General features: G+C 67.1%; 16 protein-coding genes. 7 read left to right on the top strand and 9 right to left on the bottom strand.

Annotation, left to right across the window (positions count from 1 at the left end):
- The first annotated feature begins 275 nt into the window (after positions 1–275).
- Entirely contained in the window at positions 276–536 is a 261-nt protein-coding gene (locus tag QTH90_RS29995; protein ID WP_286668231.1) for a hypothetical protein, read from the top strand.
- 159 nt (positions 537–695) lie between these two features.
- Here the strand turns inward: QTH90_RS29995 and QTH90_RS30000 are convergent, their stop codons facing one another.
- The 3 genes from QTH90_RS30000 to QTH90_RS30010 are packed head-to-tail and all read right to left on the bottom strand — an operon-like array spanning position 696 to position 3,128.
- Positions 696–1,520, bottom strand: coding sequence for a MetQ/NlpA family ABC transporter substrate-binding protein (locus QTH90_RS30000; RefSeq protein ID WP_286668232.1), 825 nt, complete (start codon positions 1,518–1,520; stop codon positions 696–698).
- 41 nt (positions 1,521–1,561) lie between these two features.
- Positions 1,562–2,224 (bottom strand): methionine ABC transporter permease, encoded by a 663-nt coding sequence (locus QTH90_RS30005; RefSeq protein WP_286668233.1) that lies wholly within the window; start codon positions 2,222–2,224, stop codon positions 1,562–1,564.
- The gene (locus QTH90_RS30010) at positions 2,217–3,128 is read right to left on the bottom strand and encodes a methionine ABC transporter ATP-binding protein (RefSeq protein WP_286668234.1); all 912 of its coding nucleotides are present in this window, start codon (positions 3,126–3,128) and stop codon (positions 2,217–2,219) included. The genes QTH90_RS30005 and QTH90_RS30010 overlap by 8 nt, the downstream gene beginning before the upstream one ends.
- A gap of 253 nt (positions 3,129–3,381) precedes the next feature.
- Between QTH90_RS30010 and QTH90_RS30015 the strand changes: the two genes are divergently transcribed.
- The 6 genes from QTH90_RS30015 to QTH90_RS30040 all read left to right on the top strand — a co-directional run bounded on the left by QTH90_RS30015 (position 3,382) and on the right by QTH90_RS30040 (position 9,109).
- Positions 3,382–4,203: a MetQ/NlpA family ABC transporter substrate-binding protein gene (locus tag QTH90_RS30015; RefSeq protein ID WP_286668235.1), complete on the top strand. Its 822-nt coding sequence runs from the start codon at positions 3,382–3,384 to the stop codon at positions 4,201–4,203.
- Between the two features lie 8 nt (positions 4,204–4,211).
- Complete coding sequence (gene panE / locus QTH90_RS30020; RefSeq protein WP_286668236.1) at positions 4,212–5,171, top strand: 2-dehydropantoate 2-reductase; 960 nt, start codon at positions 4,212–4,214, stop codon at positions 5,169–5,171.
- A gap of 104 nt (positions 5,172–5,275) precedes the next feature.
- Positions 5,276–6,265, top strand: a complete 990-nt coding sequence (locus QTH90_RS30025) for an aliphatic sulfonate ABC transporter substrate-binding protein (RefSeq protein ID WP_286668237.1) — start codon at positions 5,276–5,278, stop codon at positions 6,263–6,265.
- 8 nt (positions 6,266–6,273) lie between these two features.
- Complete coding sequence (locus QTH90_RS30030; RefSeq protein ID WP_286668238.1) at positions 6,274–7,119, top strand: ABC transporter permease; 846 nt, start codon at positions 6,274–6,276, stop codon at positions 7,117–7,119.
- Complete coding sequence (locus QTH90_RS30035) at positions 7,116–7,856, top strand: ABC transporter ATP-binding protein (protein WP_286668239.1); 741 nt, start codon at positions 7,116–7,118, stop codon at positions 7,854–7,856. Before QTH90_RS30030 ends, QTH90_RS30035 begins: the two co-directional genes overlap by 4 nt.
- Before the next feature lie 29 nt (positions 7,857–7,885).
- Positions 7,886–9,109, top strand: a complete 1,224-nt coding sequence (locus QTH90_RS30040) for an acyl-CoA dehydrogenase family protein (protein ID WP_286668240.1) — start codon at positions 7,886–7,888, stop codon at positions 9,107–9,109.
- On the opposite strand, the gene QTH90_RS30045 is transcribed toward QTH90_RS30040, so the two are convergent.
- From QTH90_RS30045 to QTH90_RS30070, 6 genes are read right to left on the bottom strand one after another with little or no spacing between them, the layout of a single operon-like run.
- Entirely contained in the window at positions 9,079–10,464 is a 1,386-nt protein-coding gene (locus tag QTH90_RS30045) for an LLM class flavin-dependent oxidoreductase (RefSeq protein WP_286668241.1), read from the bottom strand. The two genes, QTH90_RS30040 and QTH90_RS30045, sit on opposite strands and share 31 nt — an antisense overlap.
- A gap of 26 nt (positions 10,465–10,490) precedes the next feature.
- Positions 10,491–11,750, bottom strand: coding sequence for an SfnB family sulfur acquisition oxidoreductase (locus tag QTH90_RS30050; RefSeq protein ID WP_286668242.1), 1,260 nt, complete (start codon positions 11,748–11,750; stop codon positions 10,491–10,493).
- A gap of 4 nt (positions 11,751–11,754) precedes the next feature.
- Positions 11,755–12,999, bottom strand: a complete 1,245-nt coding sequence (locus QTH90_RS30055; RefSeq protein WP_286668243.1) for an SfnB family sulfur acquisition oxidoreductase — start codon at positions 12,997–12,999, stop codon at positions 11,755–11,757.
- 32 nt (positions 13,000–13,031) lie between these two features.
- Positions 13,032–13,877 (bottom strand): ABC transporter permease, encoded by an 846-nt coding sequence (locus QTH90_RS30060; protein WP_286668244.1) that lies wholly within the window; start codon positions 13,875–13,877, stop codon positions 13,032–13,034.
- Positions 13,874–14,881: an ABC transporter permease gene (locus QTH90_RS30065; protein ID WP_286668245.1), complete on the bottom strand. Its 1,008-nt coding sequence runs from the start codon at positions 14,879–14,881 to the stop codon at positions 13,874–13,876. The genes QTH90_RS30060 and QTH90_RS30065 overlap by 4 nt, the downstream gene beginning before the upstream one ends.
- Positions 14,878–16,569: an ABC transporter substrate-binding protein gene (locus tag QTH90_RS30070; RefSeq protein ID WP_286668246.1), complete on the bottom strand. Its 1,692-nt coding sequence runs from the start codon at positions 16,567–16,569 to the stop codon at positions 14,878–14,880. Before QTH90_RS30070 ends, QTH90_RS30065 begins: the two co-directional genes overlap by 4 nt.
- Between the last annotated feature and the right edge of the window lie 24 nt (positions 16,570–16,593).

Genomic DNA, 16,593 nt, shown 5'->3' on the forward strand with positions numbered 1-16,593 from the left:
CATAGACACACACCAGCGGCCTCCGTACAGTGCTCAGTAAGCAAGGGCGTCGTTGCTTCCTCACTGGTCGTGCCCTTGCCTTCTTGCAAACGTCTCCTCCTCGATCGCACTCGCCTTCGGGGGACCCCCTTGTGAGATGCCCGGCTTAGCGGGCGCTTTGCAGGCTCCCCACGGGGAGCCTTTTTTCCTCCTGCCGTCTCGAGTGAGGCGCAGGTCCGTGAGAGTTCTGGTTCCGGCAGAATCCGGCTGTCACTCACATCGAGCAGCTATCGACCATGGAAGCACATGCGCAAAACGAGGACGCTCGCAGAGACGCTGGAATATTCATCCTTCACATGCTTCTTCAGCGCCTTGAGCAGCAACAGCCGGGCTTGATGCAAGGGATGATTGACGGTATGTTGGCTGACCGTTCAGCCATGCCGCAGACTAACGAGCCCGACAGCTACCCACGGCGTGTCGGCGATGAGGCGTTGCAGATTCTCAGGCTCGCAAACGAGCAGATGAACATTCTGTGGTCACCGCTGCGAGCGGACTAGTACCGGCCTCCATTCTCGGCACAGCCTTGCGCGAGTTGGTCTCCTGTGTGCCTCCGCGGACCGTGGAAACCGGTCTGCAGCAATGACAAGGTTGAAGCTTCGATGCGCAGGTGGAGACGCGAGAGGAACGAGTGCGGCGTGCCCAACGACGCCGCGCGACTACTGCAGGAAGCTGGGCTTTGCGTAGCCCTGGAACTTGCTGTCCACCACTGCCTGGAAGTCCTTCGACCGGTAGGCCTCGACAAGGTCCTTCGCCCACGGCGCGTCCTTGTCCGCACGCTTCACCGCGACTACATTGAGATAGTGGTCCGGCGTTTTCTCCAGGGCCACCGCATCGGTCAGCTTCAGTCCGGACGAAATGGCGAAGTTCCCGTTGATGATCGCGTATTCCGTATCGCCCAGCGAACGCGGAAGCTGCGCCGCCTCCAGCGGAATGAACTTGAGTTTGCGTGGGTTCGCGTCGATGTCCTTCTCTGATGCCCGGATCGGATCGATGCCGCTCTTCAGGGTGAGCAGTTTGTTCTGCTCCAGCAGCACCAGCGCGCGTGCGAGGTTGCTCGGGTCGTTCGGCAGCGTGACCCGGTCGCCGTCCTTCGCCTCGGTCAGTGTCTTGCGCTTCGTCGAGTAGACGCCAAGCGGGGCGATCGGGCCCTGCACCAGTTCGATGATGTCGAGCTTCTGGTCGGCCGCGAACTTCCTGAGGTAGACCAGATGCTGGAAGAAGTTCGCGTCGAGCGAACCCTGCGCCAGCGCCAGGTTGGGCTGCACGTAGTCGTTGAATTCGACCAGCTTCACCTTGTAGCCCTTTTTCTCCAGGATCGGCACGATGCCCTGCTTGAGCTGGTCGATGTTGGAGCCGGCGGTGCCGCCGATCACGAGTTCCCTCTTGGCCCCTTGCGCGAGGGCGGAAGACGGCAGTGCGCCCAGCGAAAGCGCGGCCACGGAGAGGGCAAGGAGGGAGCGACGAAGCAATGCGGTTTTCATGTGAAGTCTATTGGAGAAAGGAGAAGGATCGAAAGAGGGAGTCAGCGCTTGTCGAGGCGCCGCGCTGCCGTGTTGCCGACGAACTGGAGGATCTGCACCAGCACGACCAGGACGGCCACGGTGAGCACCATCACGTCCGTCTGGAAGCGGTAGTAGCCATACCGGATCGCGAGGTCGCCGATGCCGCCGCCGCCGACAACGCCGGCGATTGCGGAATACGACAGGAAGCTCACCGACAAAACCGTGAACGCGAGCACCAGCCCCGATCGCGCCTCGACGATGAGCACACGCCAGATGATCTGCAATTCACTCGCGCCCATCGCATGCGCCGCCTCGATGACGCCGCGCGGCACCTCGCGCAGGCACTGGTCGACCAGCCGCGCCAGGTAGGGAATGGCGGCGACCGACAGCGGCACGGCCGCCGCCAGGGGGCCGATCGACGTACCCGCGACGAGCCGCGTGAAAGGCACCAGCGCGACCAACAGGATGATGAACGGGAAGGAGCGCACCATGTTGACGATCCAGTTCAGCACCAAGTGCACGGGTTTGTTTGCCAGGGACTGGCCGGGACTGAGCAGAAACAGCAGTACGCCCAGCGGACCGCCGATCAACAGCGCGGCGCCCAGGCCGATCGCGAGCATCAGGAAGGTTTGCCCGATGGCGATCCAGAGTTCGGGCAGGATGGCGGCAATGTTCTCAGGCATACGCGACTCCTTGCGAGCCGGCGCGATGCGGCATATCGGAAACAGGAAAGACGACAGGCGCGCCTGCGGACGACGCGGCCACATGGGTATGGCCGGCATCGCGCACGTCGCGCTCACGCCGACGCACCAGCGCATCGATCTCGCGACCGAGCGCAGTCAGTCGATTCGACGCCGGCGCGTCGACGTCGAACTGCTCGATCAGTTCGCCATGCTCCAGGATCGCCACACGTCGGCAGAGCGCCTCGACGACCGACAACTCATGCGTGACGATCACGATGGTCACACCGATCTTGCGATTGATGTCGCGCAGGGTTTGCAACAGCTCGCGCGTGGTCTCACTGTCGAGCGCGGAAGTCGGCTCGTCGCACAGCAACACCTGGGGTCGCGGAGCGAGCGCGCGCGCGATGGCCACCCGCTGCTTCTGCCCGCCTGAGAGTTGCGCGGGATAGCTGTGAATCTTCTCTTCAAGCCCCACCAGCTTCAGGCATTCGCGCACGCGCGCCTGGATGTCGGCGCGCGAGTGGCGGCCATGGATCTTCAGGGGGAAGGCAACGTTGTCTTCCACCGTCGCGTTCTGGATCAGGTTGAATTGCTGGAAGATCATCCCGAGCGACTGCCGGATGTCGCGCAGTTCACGGCGCGACAAGGTCGTGAGATCGCGCCCTCCGACGATGACCCTGCCGGCGTCCGGGCGCTCCAGAAGATTGACCAGCCGCAGCAGCGTGGACTTGCCGGCACCGCTCTTGCCGATCAATCCGAAGATGTCGCCCGCATGGATGTCGAGCGAGAGAGAGCGCACGGCGTCGAAACGCTCGCCATTGGGAAGCGAGAACGACTTCTGGACGGATTCGAGCCGGATCACCGGCGACGTGCCGGATGGGTGGATGTGGGAATCGGCAGTCATGGAGAGCAGTGGGGACCGCGCTGCAGCAACACCGATGCGGCGCGCAGGTCGGCCCTGGGCAAAGCTGGCGAGTATCGGGACGAGCCGCGAACGCGTGAACGACGCTTTCGGAACGTGCATATGCGGATTCCGACTAAGCGCCGGAGCACGCTTCACCCCATGCAACCCGCATAAGGTTGCGCGATTTCCTTCGTTCCGGAATGCGCCGGCGGCAGGCACATTCGCGCCTCCTTCACTCGACATCCATGCGACCATGCCGTTCTCCCTTCGCCGCCGCACCGCGATCGCCGCGTTCTCCCTCGCTTCCCTGACCCTTTTCGCCGCCAGCGGAGTGCTGCACGCGCAGGAGAAGAAGACCTTGAAGGTCGGCGTGTCGGTCGGCAACGGCGAGCAGATCTTCGAGGTGGTCAAGAAGGTCGCGGCACGCGACGGTCTCACCCTCGACGTAATCGTCTTCAACGACTACCAGCTGCCCAATGCAGCGCTGGCCGCCGGCGACCTCGACGCCAACGCCTTCCAGCACCAGCCCTTCCTGGACAACCAGAACAAGTCGCGCGGCTTCGACATCGTGCCCGTCGGGCTCACTATCACCGCGCCGCTGGGTTTCTACTCGCGCAAGATCAAGTCGATCGATGCGCTGCCTGATGGCGCCAGCGTGGGCATCCAGAACGATCCGTCTAACGGCAATCGCGCCTTGCTGCTGTTGCAGAACGCGAAGCTCATCACGCTCAAGCCCGAGGCGGTGAAGAACAACACGGCCACACCGCTGGACGTGATCTCCAACCCGAAGAAGCTGAAGCTCGTCCCGCTCGACGCGGCGCAGCTTCCCCGCTCGCTCGACGACCTGACCATCGCGTCCATCAACAACGACTACGCCGAGAAGGCCGGCCTCACGCTGGCAAAGGACGCCGTGATCAAGGAATCGCCCCAGAGCCCCTACGCCAACCTCATCGCCGTGCGGCGCACCGACAAGGACAAGCCCTGGGCGCAGCAACTCGTGAAGGCCTACCAGTCGCCCGAAGTCAGGAGCTTCATCGAGACGAAGTTCAACGGCTCGCTCGTGCCGGCATTCTGAGAACAGACATGCGGATCCTCGTGGTCGGCGCCGGCGCTCTGGGTGGCTATTTCGGTGGCAGGCTGCTGCAGGCAGGGCAGGATGTGACCTTCCTGGTCCGGCAGCGGCGGGCCTCCCAACTGTCCGCGAGCGGCCTGGTCATCCACAGCCCTGCGGGCGACGCCCACCTGCCCTCGCCCGCGGCGCTGCAGGCGCACCAGATCAAGTCGCCCTATGACCTGGTCGTCGTTGGTTGCAAGGCCTACGACCTCGAGGGCACGATCGCATCCTTCGCGACTGCCGTCGGTCCTCACACCACCATCCTGCCGATGCTCAACGGGCTTCGTCATCTCGACCGTCTGACCGAGCGCTTCGGCTACCGCAAGGTGATCGGTGGCCTTGGCCTGATCTCCGCGACGCTGGACGACACCGGCGAAGTCCTGCATCTGGGCAAGGATCACACGCTCATCTTCGGCGAGCTCGATGGCGTGCGCAGTGCGCGTGTGGACGCGATTGCCGCCGCGTTCGCCTCCTCCCGCTTCGACAGCCGGTCGAGCGACAACATCCTGCAAGCCATGTGGGAGAAATGGGTGCACATCGCAACCCTGGCCGGTGCGACCAGCCTGATGCGCGCGAGCGTGGGCGACATCGTGCGCGCCGGTGCCCAGGACGTGGCCCTGGGGTTGCTCAATGAATGCAGCCGCATTGCCGCCCACAACGGCTTCGCCCCGAGTCCGGAGGCGCTGGGCCGAACCCGGGCGATGGTGACCGCGCCCGACTCGCCCCTCACTGCCTCGCTGCTGAAAGACATCGAGCGCGGCGCTCCGACGGAGGGCGACCACATCCTCGGCGACCTTCTGCGCCGGGGTCGCTGGTCGACCGCCGACACGGTGCTGCTGCCGCTGGCCTACGCGCAGTTGCGCAGCTACGAGGCCCGGCGCGCGCGGCTCGCCGCCGACGCCGCGCCGGCAGAGCGACTGGCCGCCTGAACTCGCACCGTACGCATAAGCAAGCGCGAATTCCTGATTTGCCGCGCCCCGGGCGCAACGCTAAGGTCGCGGGCTTTGCACCCTTGCGCAGCAGGAGCCTTTTCATGAAACGCCGTTCAGTCCTTCACGGCGCCGTCGCCGGCGCCACCACCCTCGCGCTGCCCGCCCTCGTGCGCGCGGCCGACACTCTCAAGGAGCTGCGGCTCGACTACGCTTACTACTCGCCCACGAGCCTGGTGCTGCGCCGCTTCGGGTGGCTCGAGCAGGATCTGAAAAGAGACGGCATCGACGTCAAGTGGGTGCTGAGCGCCGGCAGCAACCGCGCCCTCGAGTACCTCAACGCCAACAGCATCGACATAGGCTCCAGCGCGGGTCTCGCCGCGGTGCTCGCCCGTGCGAACGGAAACCCGATCCGAACACCCTACATCTTCTCGCGGCCGGAGTGGACCGCGCTCGTCGTGCGGCGTGACTCCAGCATCCGCACGGTGGCCGACCTCAAGGGCAAGAAGGTCGCTGCCACCAAGGGGACCGACCCCTACCTGTTCCTGTTGCGCGCCTTGCAGACAGCCAGGCTGCGCCGGAGCGACATCGAGCATGTCGGCCTGCAGCATGCAGACGGCCGCGTGGCCCTCGAACAGGGCCGCGTGGACGCCTGGGCCGGCCTCGACCCCCTGATGGCAGCGAGCGAGCTCGACGCGGGCTCGCGCCTCATCTACCGCAACGTGGCCTTCAACACCTATGGCTTCCTCAACGTGCGCGAGGACTTCCTGGCCCGGCAGCCGGCCACGGTGCAGCGAGTGATCGCAGCCTACGAGCGGGCGCGCAAGTGGACTCTGGCGAACACATCGGAGGCCGCGCGCATCCTCTCCGAGGAGGCCAAGGTCAGCCTCGAAGTCGCACTGCTGCAGCTCAAGCTGCGCACCGACCTGAGCAATCCCCTGCCCTCGGCGGAGCACGTCAAGGCGCTGCAGGCCGCGTCATCGATCCTGCTCGAAGAACAACTCGTGAAGCCGGGCACGAATCTCGACAAGGTGATCGCCGATCTGGTCGACACCCGGTTCGCGCGCGCACAGCTCGCCGGCGCCGCGGCCTGAGCCCCTCCATGAGTTCATCGCCGCCGATCAAAGCGCTGGAGACCTTGGCGCCGCCTCCGGTGCGCGAGAGGCCAGCTCCCGAGCCGCCGCGCACAGGCCGGCATTCCCTCTGGCTGGGCGCGGCGCTGCCGATCGCCTTTCTGCTCGGCCTCGAAATCGCCGTGCGCGCCGGGTGGGTTCCTGCCCACCTGCTGCCGCCGCCGAGCGAGATCGCGCGCACGCTGTCCGAACTCGCGGCCCAGGGGCTCGCGACGCATGTGCTGGTCAGCACGGCTCGCGTCCTCGCAGGCTTCGCGGCCGGCGCCGCGCTCGCCGTTGCGTGCGGCGTCTGGGTCGGCCTGAGCCGGCGCGCAGAGTCGCTGCTCGATCCCACTTTCCAGGCCTTGCGCGCCATTCCGTCGCTCGCGTGGGTGCCGCTTCTCCTGCTCTGGCTGGGCATCGACGAAGCGGCCAAGCTGACGCTCATCGCGATCGGCGCCTTCTTCCCTATCTACATGGGCGTCGTGTCGGGCCTGCGCGATGTGGACCGCAAGCTCGTCGAGGTGGCCGAGATGGCCCGCCTCGGCCCGATCGCCATGGCCCGTCGCGTGCTGCTGCCCGCCGCCCTGCCGGCAATCTGGACCGGGCTTCGCAACGGACTGTCCCTGGCGTGGATGTTCATGGTCGCCGCCGAACTCATCGCCGCCACGCGCGGCCTCGGCTACCTGCTGACCGATGGACGCGAGACCGGACGAGCCGATATCGTCCTGGCGGCCATCGTCCTGCTGGCCCTCATGGGCAAGCTCACCGACACCGGCATGCAGATGCTGGAGAACCGCTGGCTGGCGTGGCGCGATACGGTGGCCACCCGATGACGACCGAATCGCCATTGCTCGACGTGCGGGTGCGGAGCAAGCGCTTTGCGCAGCAGGACGTCCTGCGCGATGTCCATCTTCAACTCCGCGAAGGCGAATGCGTCACGCTTGTAGGCGCGAGCGGCTGCGGCAAGAGCACGCTGCTGCGCATCGTGGCGGGCCTGGACCGCGACTACGAAGGAGAGGTCCGCCTGGGCGGCGAAGCGACTGCCGGGCCGACGCGCGACATTCGATTCGTCTTCCAGGAGCCGCGCCTCTTTCCTTGGCTGACGGTGGCCGGCAACGTTGCATTCGATGGCCGCGGGCCGGTGGACGACGCGCGCGTGGCGGCCCTGCTCGACGAGGTCGGGCTCGCAGGCTTCGGCTCGCGACTGCCCAAGGCGCTGTCCGGCGGACAGGCGCAGCGCGTCGCCATTGCTCGCGGGTTGTTCGTCCAGCCGCGCGTGCTGCTGCTGGACGAACCCTTCTCGGCGGTCGATGCCTTCACGCGACTGAAGCTGCAGGAACTGCTGTTGAGCGTTGCCCGCGCCCATCGCATTGCCGTGCTGATGGTGACGCATGACATCGACGAGGCGGTCTACCTCGGCGATCGCGTGCTGGTGTTCGAGGCCGATCCGGGCCGCATTGGCGCGGCGATCCCCGTCACGCTGCAACAACCGCGGGATCGCGATGCGCCGGATGTCGGCCAAGCCGTTGCGTCGGTACGGCGCGCACTGCAACGGGCGCACGCGCTTTGAATACCGAAATTTCCGACTGCACCCTCACGATGCCACTCCCACCGACACCTTCCTCCACGCAACTCTCCGATCGATTCCGGCCCGTGTTCCGGCGCATCGCCGAAGGCGCCCTGCAACGCGAGAACGACCGCACACTGGCCTATGACGCGGTCGGCTGGCTGCGCGATGCGGGCTTCGGCGCACTGCGCGTTCCACATGCCGCCGGTGGTCTTGGCGCATCGGTCGAGCAACTCTTCGACCAGCTCGTCGAGCTCGGCGAGGCCGACTCCAACCTGCCCCAGGTGCTGCGCGCGCACTTCGGCTTCATCGAGCGGCTCTTCGCCGAAGTCGAACCCGGTCTGCACGCGCCGTGGCTGGACCGCGCCGCAAGCGGCGCGATCTTCGGCAATGCCACCACGGAGCTGGGCCACGGCGCGGTCGGCAGCCTGCAGACGAAGCTGCGCCGCGAGGGCGGCCAATGGCTGCTCGACGGCGACAAGTTCTACAGCACCGGAACGCTGTACGCCGACTGGATCGGCGTCGCCGCGCAACGCGTCGATGGCGCCGATGGCTCGGGCGATCGGGTGCTGGTGCTCGTGCCTGCCAACGCCGAAGGCGTCGAACGACTCGACGATTGGCGCGGGTTCGGCCAGCGCCTGAGCGCGTCGGGCACGACGCGCTTCCGCCGCGTGCGCGTCGACCCTGCCAACGTGCTGCCGAGCGCGCGCACCGGCCCTACCCCGATGACGGCCTTCTTCCAATTGGTGCATCTCGCAACGCTGGCCGGCATCGCGCGGTCCATCGAGCGCGATTCGGTCGACTTCGTCCGTCGACGCAAGCGCGTGTACAGCCACGGAAGCGGTACGACGCCTCGCGAAGACCCCCTGGTACAGCAACTGATCGGCCAACTCGCCAGCACCGCCTTCGCCGCCACGTCCGCGGTGCAAGCCGTCGCCAGCGCCCTCGGCGACATCGACCGCCTGCGCGCGGCAGGCCAGCCCGTCTCCGTCGAGATGCTCGTGGAAGTGGAACTGCGCATGGCCAAGGCGCAGGTGTTCATCGGTGATGCGGTGCTGCAGTCGGCGACGCGCCTGTTCGACGTCGGCGGGGCCTCGGCGCTTCAGGAAGACCTCCGGCTCGACCGCCACTGGCGCAACGCGCGCACGCTCGCGTCGCACAACCCCGTGATCTACAAGGCGCGCGTGGTCGGTGACCACGCGCTCAACGGCGTCGAACCGACGTTCTACTGGACCGTCGGGGCCAACACCGCCTGAGGTTTCGGCCGGAAGCTGGCGGCGACGTGGCGCTCCGGCAGGCGGTCCGTGTCGAAGAGCTTCCTGCGCAGGCTGCCGGGCGCGTATTCGGTCTTGTAGACGCCGCGGTGCTGGAGCTCCGGAACCACCAGGTCGACGAAGTCCTCATAACTTTCCGGGACGACCGTTCGGCTCAGGTTGAAGCCGTCGACGCCGGTCTCGTCGATCCACGACTGCAAGGTGTCGGCCACCTCCGAAGGATCGCCCACGATGGCCGGATAGCGGCCGCCCAGCTCGAACAGCTCCAGCAGCCTGCGTCGCGTCCACCCTTGCTGCTCGGCCGTGCGCGCGGCCGATTCGATTGCGTTCGTGCCGCCATAGGCGATCGGCGCGTCCAGGTCGTAGGCTGCGTAGTCGATGCCCACGCTGGCCGAGAAATGCGCCAGTCCGGCCTCTCGGCTCGCGTACTGCCTGTAGTCCGCGTATTTCTCCTGCGCCTCCCTGTGGGTCGCGCCGGTGACCACCGCTGCGCCCACGAAGACCTTGACGTCGTCGGGCCGCCGTCCCGCCTGCACCAGTTGCTCGCGCAGCGACTGCACGCTCTTGCGCGCCGCTTCCTTGTTCGGCGGGGAGATGAAGACGCACTCGGCGTGCCGGCCCGCGAAGCGCTGACCCCGGCCCGAACTGCCGGCCTGGAACAACACCGGCGTGCGCTGCGGCGAGGGCTCGCTCAGGTGGTAGCCGTCGACCTTGTAGTAGCGGCCGTCGTGGCGCACCTTGTGCACCCGGGCGGGATCCGCGAACACGCGCGCGGCCTTGTCGGCGCGCACCGCACCATCCTCCCAACTGCCCTCCCAGAGCTTGTAGAGCACCTCCAGGAATTCGTCGGCGCGGTCGTAGCGCTCGTCGTGCGCGATCTGGCCGGTGAGCCCCATCGCACGCGCCGCGCTGTCGAGGTAGCCGGTGACGATGTTCCAGCCGATGCGCCCCCGCGTCAGATGGTCGAGCGTCGAGAAGCGGCGTGCGAGCAGATACGGTTGCTCGTAGGTGAGGTTGACCGTCACGCCGAAGCCGAGGTTCTGCGTGACCGCGGCCATTGCCGACACCAGCATCAGCGGATCGTTCACCGGCAACTGGATCGATTCGCGCAACGTGGTGTCGACGTTGCCCTGGTAGATGTCATACACGCCGACGATGTCGGCGATGAACAGGCCGTCGAACAGGCCGCGCTCCAGCGTGCGTGCGATGCCGGTCCAGTGTTCGATCGTGTTGTAGTCGCGCGATCGATCGCGCGGATGCGTCCACAGCCCATGGTTGATGTGGCCCACGCAGTTCATGTTGAATGCGTTGAGCAGGATCTGCTTCTTGTGTGTCATTCGTCCGGTGTTCCTCGATGCCTGACTTACAGCGCGCCGTGCCGCGTCGGCAGCCGGTCGTTGAGATGGAAGTTGCCGACCGCGTGGTACTTCCAGCGCACGGGGTCGTGCAGCGTGTGCGTTCGCGCGTTGCGCCAGAAGCGGTCGAGCCCGAGGCCGTCCAGCGTAGCGCCCGTGCCGGCCAGTTCGAACAGGCGGGTGCCGGCGTCGAGCGAAGCCGTGGTGGTGAGCGCGCGCGCCTCGGCCACCGCGATGGAGGCCTCGGCCACGCTGCGTTCGGTCGGATCGCGCTGCGCTGCGGCCAGGAAGCGGGCCGCACGGCTCACCAGCGCCTCGGCCGCCCGCAGGCGCACGGCGACCTCTCCCACCTGCTGGATCGTCAACGGGTCCTCGCTGGCACGGTCGACGCCCGCGTCGATCCAAGGGCGTGCATGTTCGCGGACGAAGGGCAAGGTGGCAGCCAGGGCGCCCTGCCCGATGCCGAGGTCGATCGCCGCGTGAAGGATCTGCGCGAACGGTCCGATCGTCGTCGGCCGCTCGAAAGACGCAAGAAACGGCACCACCCACTCGCGCTCGACGCGCACATTGTCGAAGGCCACCGAGCCGCTGCCCGTGACACGCTGGCCAAAGCCGTCCCAGTCGTCGGTGATGCTCACGCCTTCCGAGCGCCGGGGCACGAACGCCAGGTGTGTCACGTCGCGCCCTTGCGACTGCTCGACCACCAGCGTGGGAATCCAGTGCGCGAACAAGGCACCGGTGCAATAGAACTTGCGCCCGTCGACGCGAAAGCCGTCGCCATCCGGCGTGAGGCGGGTGCGCCGCTTGAAGTCCTTGTGGCCGATTTCGGCCAGAGCGTTGCCGAGGCGCTCGCCCGCCAGCACGCGTTCATGGAAGAAGCGCTGCTGCGCCTCGGTGCCTCCGACGCGCAGTACTTCGAGCGCGTAGAAGTGGTTCTGTGGAATCTGGCCCAGCGAACCGTCGGCGCCCGAGATGATGGCGATCACCTGCGCGAGCGTCGCGGCCGTGACGCCCGCGCCGCCGTGTTCTCGCGGCACCGTGATGGCCCACAGGCCGCTGGCCGTGAAGCGCTCGAGTTCCGCCCAGGGCAGGATGCGCTCCCGATCGCGCCGCGCAGCCTCTTGGGCGAATTCCGCCGCGAGGCTGCGCGCCACTTCAATGGCATGGGCGTCATCGCGGATGCGCGCGGGCGGCCGCTTGGGTTCAGCTGCAGGCGCGGGTTCGGCGGCGACGGTGCGCCGTTCAAGGAGAGTGGTGTCGGTGCTCATGCAGTCAGTTCCAGGAATGGCGCGCCGGGAGCACGCCGTTGAGCAGGTAGTTGCCGATCAGGTGCGTCTTCCAGCGCACCGGGTCATGCAGGGTGTGGGTGCGCGCGTTGCGCCAGTGGCGGTCGAGGTTGTGCTGCGCGCGAGTCGCCGACGATCCAGCCAGTTCGAACAGCTTTTCGCTGGCGTCGAGCGCGATGCGGGTCGTCAGCACCTTGGCTTCCGCCACCGCCACCGACGCGCGCGCGCTGGCTTCGGCCGTGAGCGACGCCGACGCTATCGCGTCGAGCGTGCGGCCCGCCTCGCGCAGGACCTCGTGCGCGGCATGCAGGTCGATCTGCAACCGGCCCACGTCCTGGATCAAATGCGGATCGTCCGCCGCGCGCTCCAGGCCCGAATCCACCCACGGCCTCGCCTTCTCGCGCACGAACACGATGGCATCGGCGACTGCGGCGATGGCGATGCCTTGGTCGATCGCGGCCTGCACGAGCTGGGAGTTGGGCCCGTACAGGCCCGGCCGCTCGGCGAGTTGCCACACCGGCAGCACGTCCGCGGCATCCACCGGCACCGCGTCGAACGCGACCGAACCGCTGGCGGTGGTGCGCTGGCCGAAGGACGACCAGTCATCGATCACCGAGAGACCCGGTGCGTCGCGCGGCACCCAGGCCTGCACCGGCCGGCCCTCGTCGTCGATCGCTCGCGCGGGCACGCGGTGCGCGAACAGGGCGCCGGTCGAATAGAAGCGCTGGCCGGTCAGGCGCAGGCCTTCGGGCGTGCGCTCCAGGCGCGTTTCGCCCTGCAGGATGGTCCTGGATTTCCGCTCGGGGCCAGCGTTGCCCAGGCGGCCACCCGCCAGCACCTCGCCGTAGAAGCGGCGCTTCTGGTCGTCGGTGCCGATCTCGCGCAGCACGCCGAGCAGGCCGAAATGGTTCTGCGGGATTTGCCCAAGGGCCGGGTCGGCCGTGCACAGGATGACGAATACCTCGGCCAGCGTTTCGTAGGAGACGTCGGCACCGCCGTATTCACGCGGCACGGTGATGCCCCCCAGGCCGCTCTGCGACCAGCGGTCGAGTTCATCCCACGGCAGGATGCGCTCGCGATCGCGCTGGGACGCGCCTGGCGCGAACTCCGCAGCGAGGCGGCGCGCGACTTCCAGCGCTTCGGCATCGCTCGCGATGCGGTGCACGCGCGAAGGGTCCGGGGGATTCGGCAGGCGCGCCTGGGAGATGGTTTTCTCAGTGATGTGCGACATAGGACGTCAGAAAAAGCTGGAGAAAAAAGGGCTCACGGCATTGGCACCGCATTGCGACGCACGCGGCGCAGTCGGGGATTGAGCGCGGCATGCAGGGCGTCGCTCAGGAGATTGAGCGCAAGCACGGTGAGCACGATGGCGAGACCCGGCAAGGCCGTCATGTACCAGGCGGTACGCAGCGCATCGCGGCCGAGGCCGATCATCGAGCCCCAACTCACGACGTTGGGATCGCCGAGGCCGAGGAACGAGAGCCCGGCTTCGGACAGGATGGCGTTCGCCACGAGCAGCGCGGTGGACACGACGACGGGCGTCCACGCGTTCGGCAGGATCTCGCGCAGGATCAGGTGCGCGTCGCTCGCGCCCAGCGCGACGCTGGCCTTGACGAACTCACGCTCGCGCAGCGAGAGGAATTCGGAGCGCACCAGCCGAGCAACGCTCGTCCACGAGGTCACGCCCAGTGCAAACACGATGGTCGCGATCGATGGCTGCAGCACTGCGACCAGGATGATCGCGAGCAGAAAAGCCGGGATGGTCTGGAAGAACTCGGTGACTCGCGTGAGCACCGCGTCCACTCGACCCCTGTAGAAGCCCGCTGCCGCGCCTACGGCGATGCCGATCACCAGCGCTACGAGCGCCGACGAGACGCCGACCAGCAGCGAGACGCGGGCGCCATGGAGCAGCCCTGCCGCCAGGTCGCGCCCCATCAGGTCGGTGCCGAGCGGCGTCTGCGCGTCGGTGCCCGGCCACACGAAGGGCGCGCCCACCATGTCCAGCGGGTCGCCCGGATAGACTGTGCCCGCGAGCAAGGCGGCCGCGAAGACCACGAGCAGGATCGATGCACCGATGAGGATCGACGGTTGCACGTACCAGCGCTTCATGCGGCACTCCCTGCTGTGGCTGGCGATTGCACGCGCGGGTCCAGCCGCGCCTGCACCAGGTCGACGAGCAGGTTGGCCAGCACGACGAGCACACCGCTGAACAGCAGCACCGCGAGGAGCACGGGAATGTCACGGCTCTTGATGGCTTCGAACGACAGTTGGCCGAGGCCGGGCCATCCGAACACGGTCTCGACGACGATCGAGCCGCCCAGAAGTGCGCTGCTTTGCAGGCCCAGCATGGTGACGACCGGGAGCACGGCATTCCGCAAGGCATGGCCGAAGATCACGCGGCGTTCCGGCGCACCCTTCGCGCGGGCGGTGCGGATGTAGTCCTCGGCCAGCGTCTCGATCATCGAGGCCCGCGAAAGCCGCGCATAGACCGCAACGTAGTAGATCGACAGCGTCAGCGCCGGCAGCACGAGGTGCCAAGCGTGGTCCAGCCACATCCGGGCGCCGGTGTAACCCGCGCTCACGTCGCGCAGCCCCCCGATCGGCAGCCATTCGAGGTGCACGCCGAAGAGGACGATCAACATCAGCGCGGTCCAGAACATCGGCGCGGAGTAGCCCAGCGTGGCGAGCGCCGACAGCACCGTGTCAGTGATCCCGTGCGGGCGCCGCGCCGAGGCGATGCCCAGCAGCACCCCGGCGACCACCGACAAGGCCAGCGCCGCGCCGACCAGGGCCAGCGTCGGTCCGAGCCGGTGCAGCACAAGTCCCAGCACGGGCTCGCCGAAGCGGAACGAGAAACCCAAGTCGCCCTGCGCGATGCGGCCCAGATAGGCCAGCAACTGCTCGACCGCATGGCGGTCCAGGCCGTAGAGCTGGCGCAACTGCGCGACGTACTCGGCCGACACGCTGCCGCTCTCGCTCGCGATGACGTCTACCAGATCGCCCGGCAAGGCCTTGAGCAGGGCGAAGTTGATCACCGCGGTGCTGACCACCACGCCCAGCAATTGGAGCAGCCGACGCAGGATCCGGCTCGCCACGCCAGAGCCCACCGTCATGCCTTCGACTCGAACCACACGCGCGCGAAGTTGTTCTGGCTGTGGTCGAAGGAATCGGTCACGTTGCGCAGCCGCTTGTCCCACACGCCGAACCAGCGAAACTCGAACAGGTTGAGGAGCGCAAGATCCTTCTGCGCGAGCTTCTGGAACTCCTGGTAGAGCTGCACGCGCTTGGCTGCATCGCGCTCGACCTGGGCGGCCTCGATGAGGCGGTCGGCCTCGGCGCTCGCATAGCCGGATGCGTTCTGCCACGGCGTACCCTTGGACTCGGCCTTGGACCAGTAGTGCTGCTCCACGCCGATCTGCGGGTCTTGCCAGTTGATGCCCCATGAACTCACGAGCTGGAAGTTGTAGTCGGCAAAGACGTTCTTGGTCCAGCTCGCGAGGTCCTGCGCGCGCAGGTTGACGTCGATGCCTACCGCGCGCAGCGACTGCCGCACGAATTCGCCGGTGCGGCGATAGTCATCGCCGAAGGGAATGAAGTCGTGGTCGAGCTTGAAGCGGAAGCCATCCGCCTTCTTGGGATAGCCCGCCTCGTCGAGCAGGGCTTCGGCCTTCTTGCGGTCGAAGGGGTATTGCTGCGTGTCCTTCGTATAGAAGGTCTTGAGCAGCGAGGACACCGGCCCCGTCGCGGGCGATGCATAGCCGCCCCAGACCGTCTTGACGAGCGCGTCGCGATTGATCGCATGCAGGATGGCCTGCCGCACCTTGAGCTGGCCGATGATCGGGTCGCGCAGGTTCGGGATCAGCCACAGCCAGCCCGCGAAGCCGTTGTAGCCCTCAGTGCTGACCACCAGATTGGGCGACTTGGCCAGGCGATCGGCATCGGCGAAAGTCACCGGGTTGCGCTCGCCGTACTGGATCGCGCCGGTCTCCAGCGCAGTGGCGCGACCCGCCACGTCGGGAATGATCTTGAAGGTGAGCTTGTCGAGGTACGGCAGGCCCGGCGCCCAATACTTGTCGAAGCGCTCCAGCGCGATGTGGCTCCCGCGCGCCCACTCCTTGAACACGAAGGGCCCGGTGCCCACCGGACGGTTGTTGTAGGGGTTGTTCGGGATGTCGGTGCCCTCGTACAGGTGCTTCGGCAGCACCGGCGCGGCCACCACGTCGAGCGCGTTCAGGATCACCGGCGTCGGCTTGGCAAGTGTCAGCACCACGGTATGGGCATCGGGCGTCTCGACCTTCGTCAGGTGCTGGAAGACGCGGCGCGCCGTGGGGGCGTGCTTGCGCCACACGTCCTCGGCGGAGAACTTGACGTCGGCTGCCGTGAAGGGCTTGCCGTCGTGCCAGACCACGTTCTTGCGGAGCTTGAGGCGCACCGTGAGCCCGTCGGCCGAGACGTCCACGCTCTCGGCGAGTTGCGGGCGCGGCTTGAGGTCCGGCCCATAGTCGAGCAGGCCGTCGAAGATCTTGCTGACCACGGTGCGGCCGGGCGTCGAGGTATTGATGAAGAAGGCCAGCGTCGGCGGCTCGGGATGCACCGTCGCCTCCAGCGTGCCGCCGCGCTGGGCGCCCTCCTCGGTGTTCGGCGTTGCTTGTGTGAGGGCTGCGGCATTCCCGCTGTAGAGCCCGCCAAGCAGGCCGCTGGACAACAGCGCGCCGGTCAGGCCGAAAAATTGCCGGCGGCGCAGCTCGCGCTGCGCCTCGGCTTCGTTGTCGGTCGGTTCGTCTGGAAGAGTGTGGAGCATGGCGTCCTCGGGAAGATCGATGAA

The organism is Variovorax flavidus (assembly GCF_030317145.1).
GTDB classification, from domain to species: Bacteria; Pseudomonadota; Gammaproteobacteria; order Burkholderiales; family Burkholderiaceae_C; genus Variovorax; species Variovorax flavidus.

Excerpts from the sequence above, each read along its gene's own strand:
- panE (WP_286668236.1), top strand. The coding sequence starts at position 4,212 with ATGCGGATCCTCGTGGTCGGCGCCGGCGCTCTGGGTGGCTATTTCGGT.
- QTH90_RS30050 (WP_286668242.1), bottom strand. The coding sequence starts at position 11,750 with ATGAGCACCGACACCACTCTCCTTGAACGGCGCACCGTCGCCGCCGAA.
- QTH90_RS30030 (WP_286668238.1), top strand. The coding sequence starts at position 6,274 with ATGAGTTCATCGCCGCCGATCAAAGCGCTGGAGACCTTGGCGCCGCCT.
- QTH90_RS30065 (WP_286668245.1), bottom strand. The coding sequence starts at position 14,881 with ATGACGGTGGGCTCTGGCGTGGCGAGCCGGATCCTGCGTCGGCTGCTC.
- QTH90_RS30040 (WP_286668240.1), top strand. The coding sequence starts at position 7,886 with ATGCCACTCCCACCGACACCTTCCTCCACGCAACTCTCCGATCGATTC.
- QTH90_RS29995 (WP_286668231.1), top strand. The coding sequence starts at position 276 with ATGGAAGCACATGCGCAAAACGAGGACGCTCGCAGAGACGCTGGAATA.
- QTH90_RS30070 (WP_286668246.1), bottom strand. The coding sequence starts at position 16,569 with ATGCTCCACACTCTTCCAGACGAACCGACCGACAACGAAGCCGAGGCG.
- QTH90_RS30010 (WP_286668234.1), bottom strand. The coding sequence starts at position 3,128 with ATGACTGCCGATTCCCACATCCACCCATCCGGCACGTCGCCGGTGATC.
- QTH90_RS30015 (WP_286668235.1), top strand. The coding sequence starts at position 3,382 with ATGCCGTTCTCCCTTCGCCGCCGCACCGCGATCGCCGCGTTCTCCCTC.
- QTH90_RS30045 (WP_286668241.1), bottom strand. The coding sequence starts at position 10,464 with ATGACACACAAGAAGCAGATCCTGCTCAACGCATTCAACATGAACTGC.
- QTH90_RS30035 (WP_286668239.1), top strand. The coding sequence starts at position 7,116 with ATGACGACCGAATCGCCATTGCTCGACGTGCGGGTGCGGAGCAAGCGC.
- QTH90_RS30055 (WP_286668243.1), bottom strand. The coding sequence starts at position 12,999 with ATGTCGCACATCACTGAGAAAACCATCTCCCAGGCGCGCCTGCCGAAT.
- QTH90_RS30060 (WP_286668244.1), bottom strand. The coding sequence starts at position 13,877 with ATGAAGCGCTGGTACGTGCAACCGTCGATCCTCATCGGTGCATCGATC.
- QTH90_RS30025 (WP_286668237.1), top strand. The coding sequence starts at position 5,276 with ATGAAACGCCGTTCAGTCCTTCACGGCGCCGTCGCCGGCGCCACCACC.
- QTH90_RS30000 (WP_286668232.1), bottom strand. The coding sequence starts at position 1,520 with ATGAAAACCGCATTGCTTCGTCGCTCCCTCCTTGCCCTCTCCGTGGCC.
- QTH90_RS30005 (WP_286668233.1), bottom strand. The coding sequence starts at position 2,224 with ATGCCTGAGAACATTGCCGCCATCCTGCCCGAACTCTGGATCGCCATC.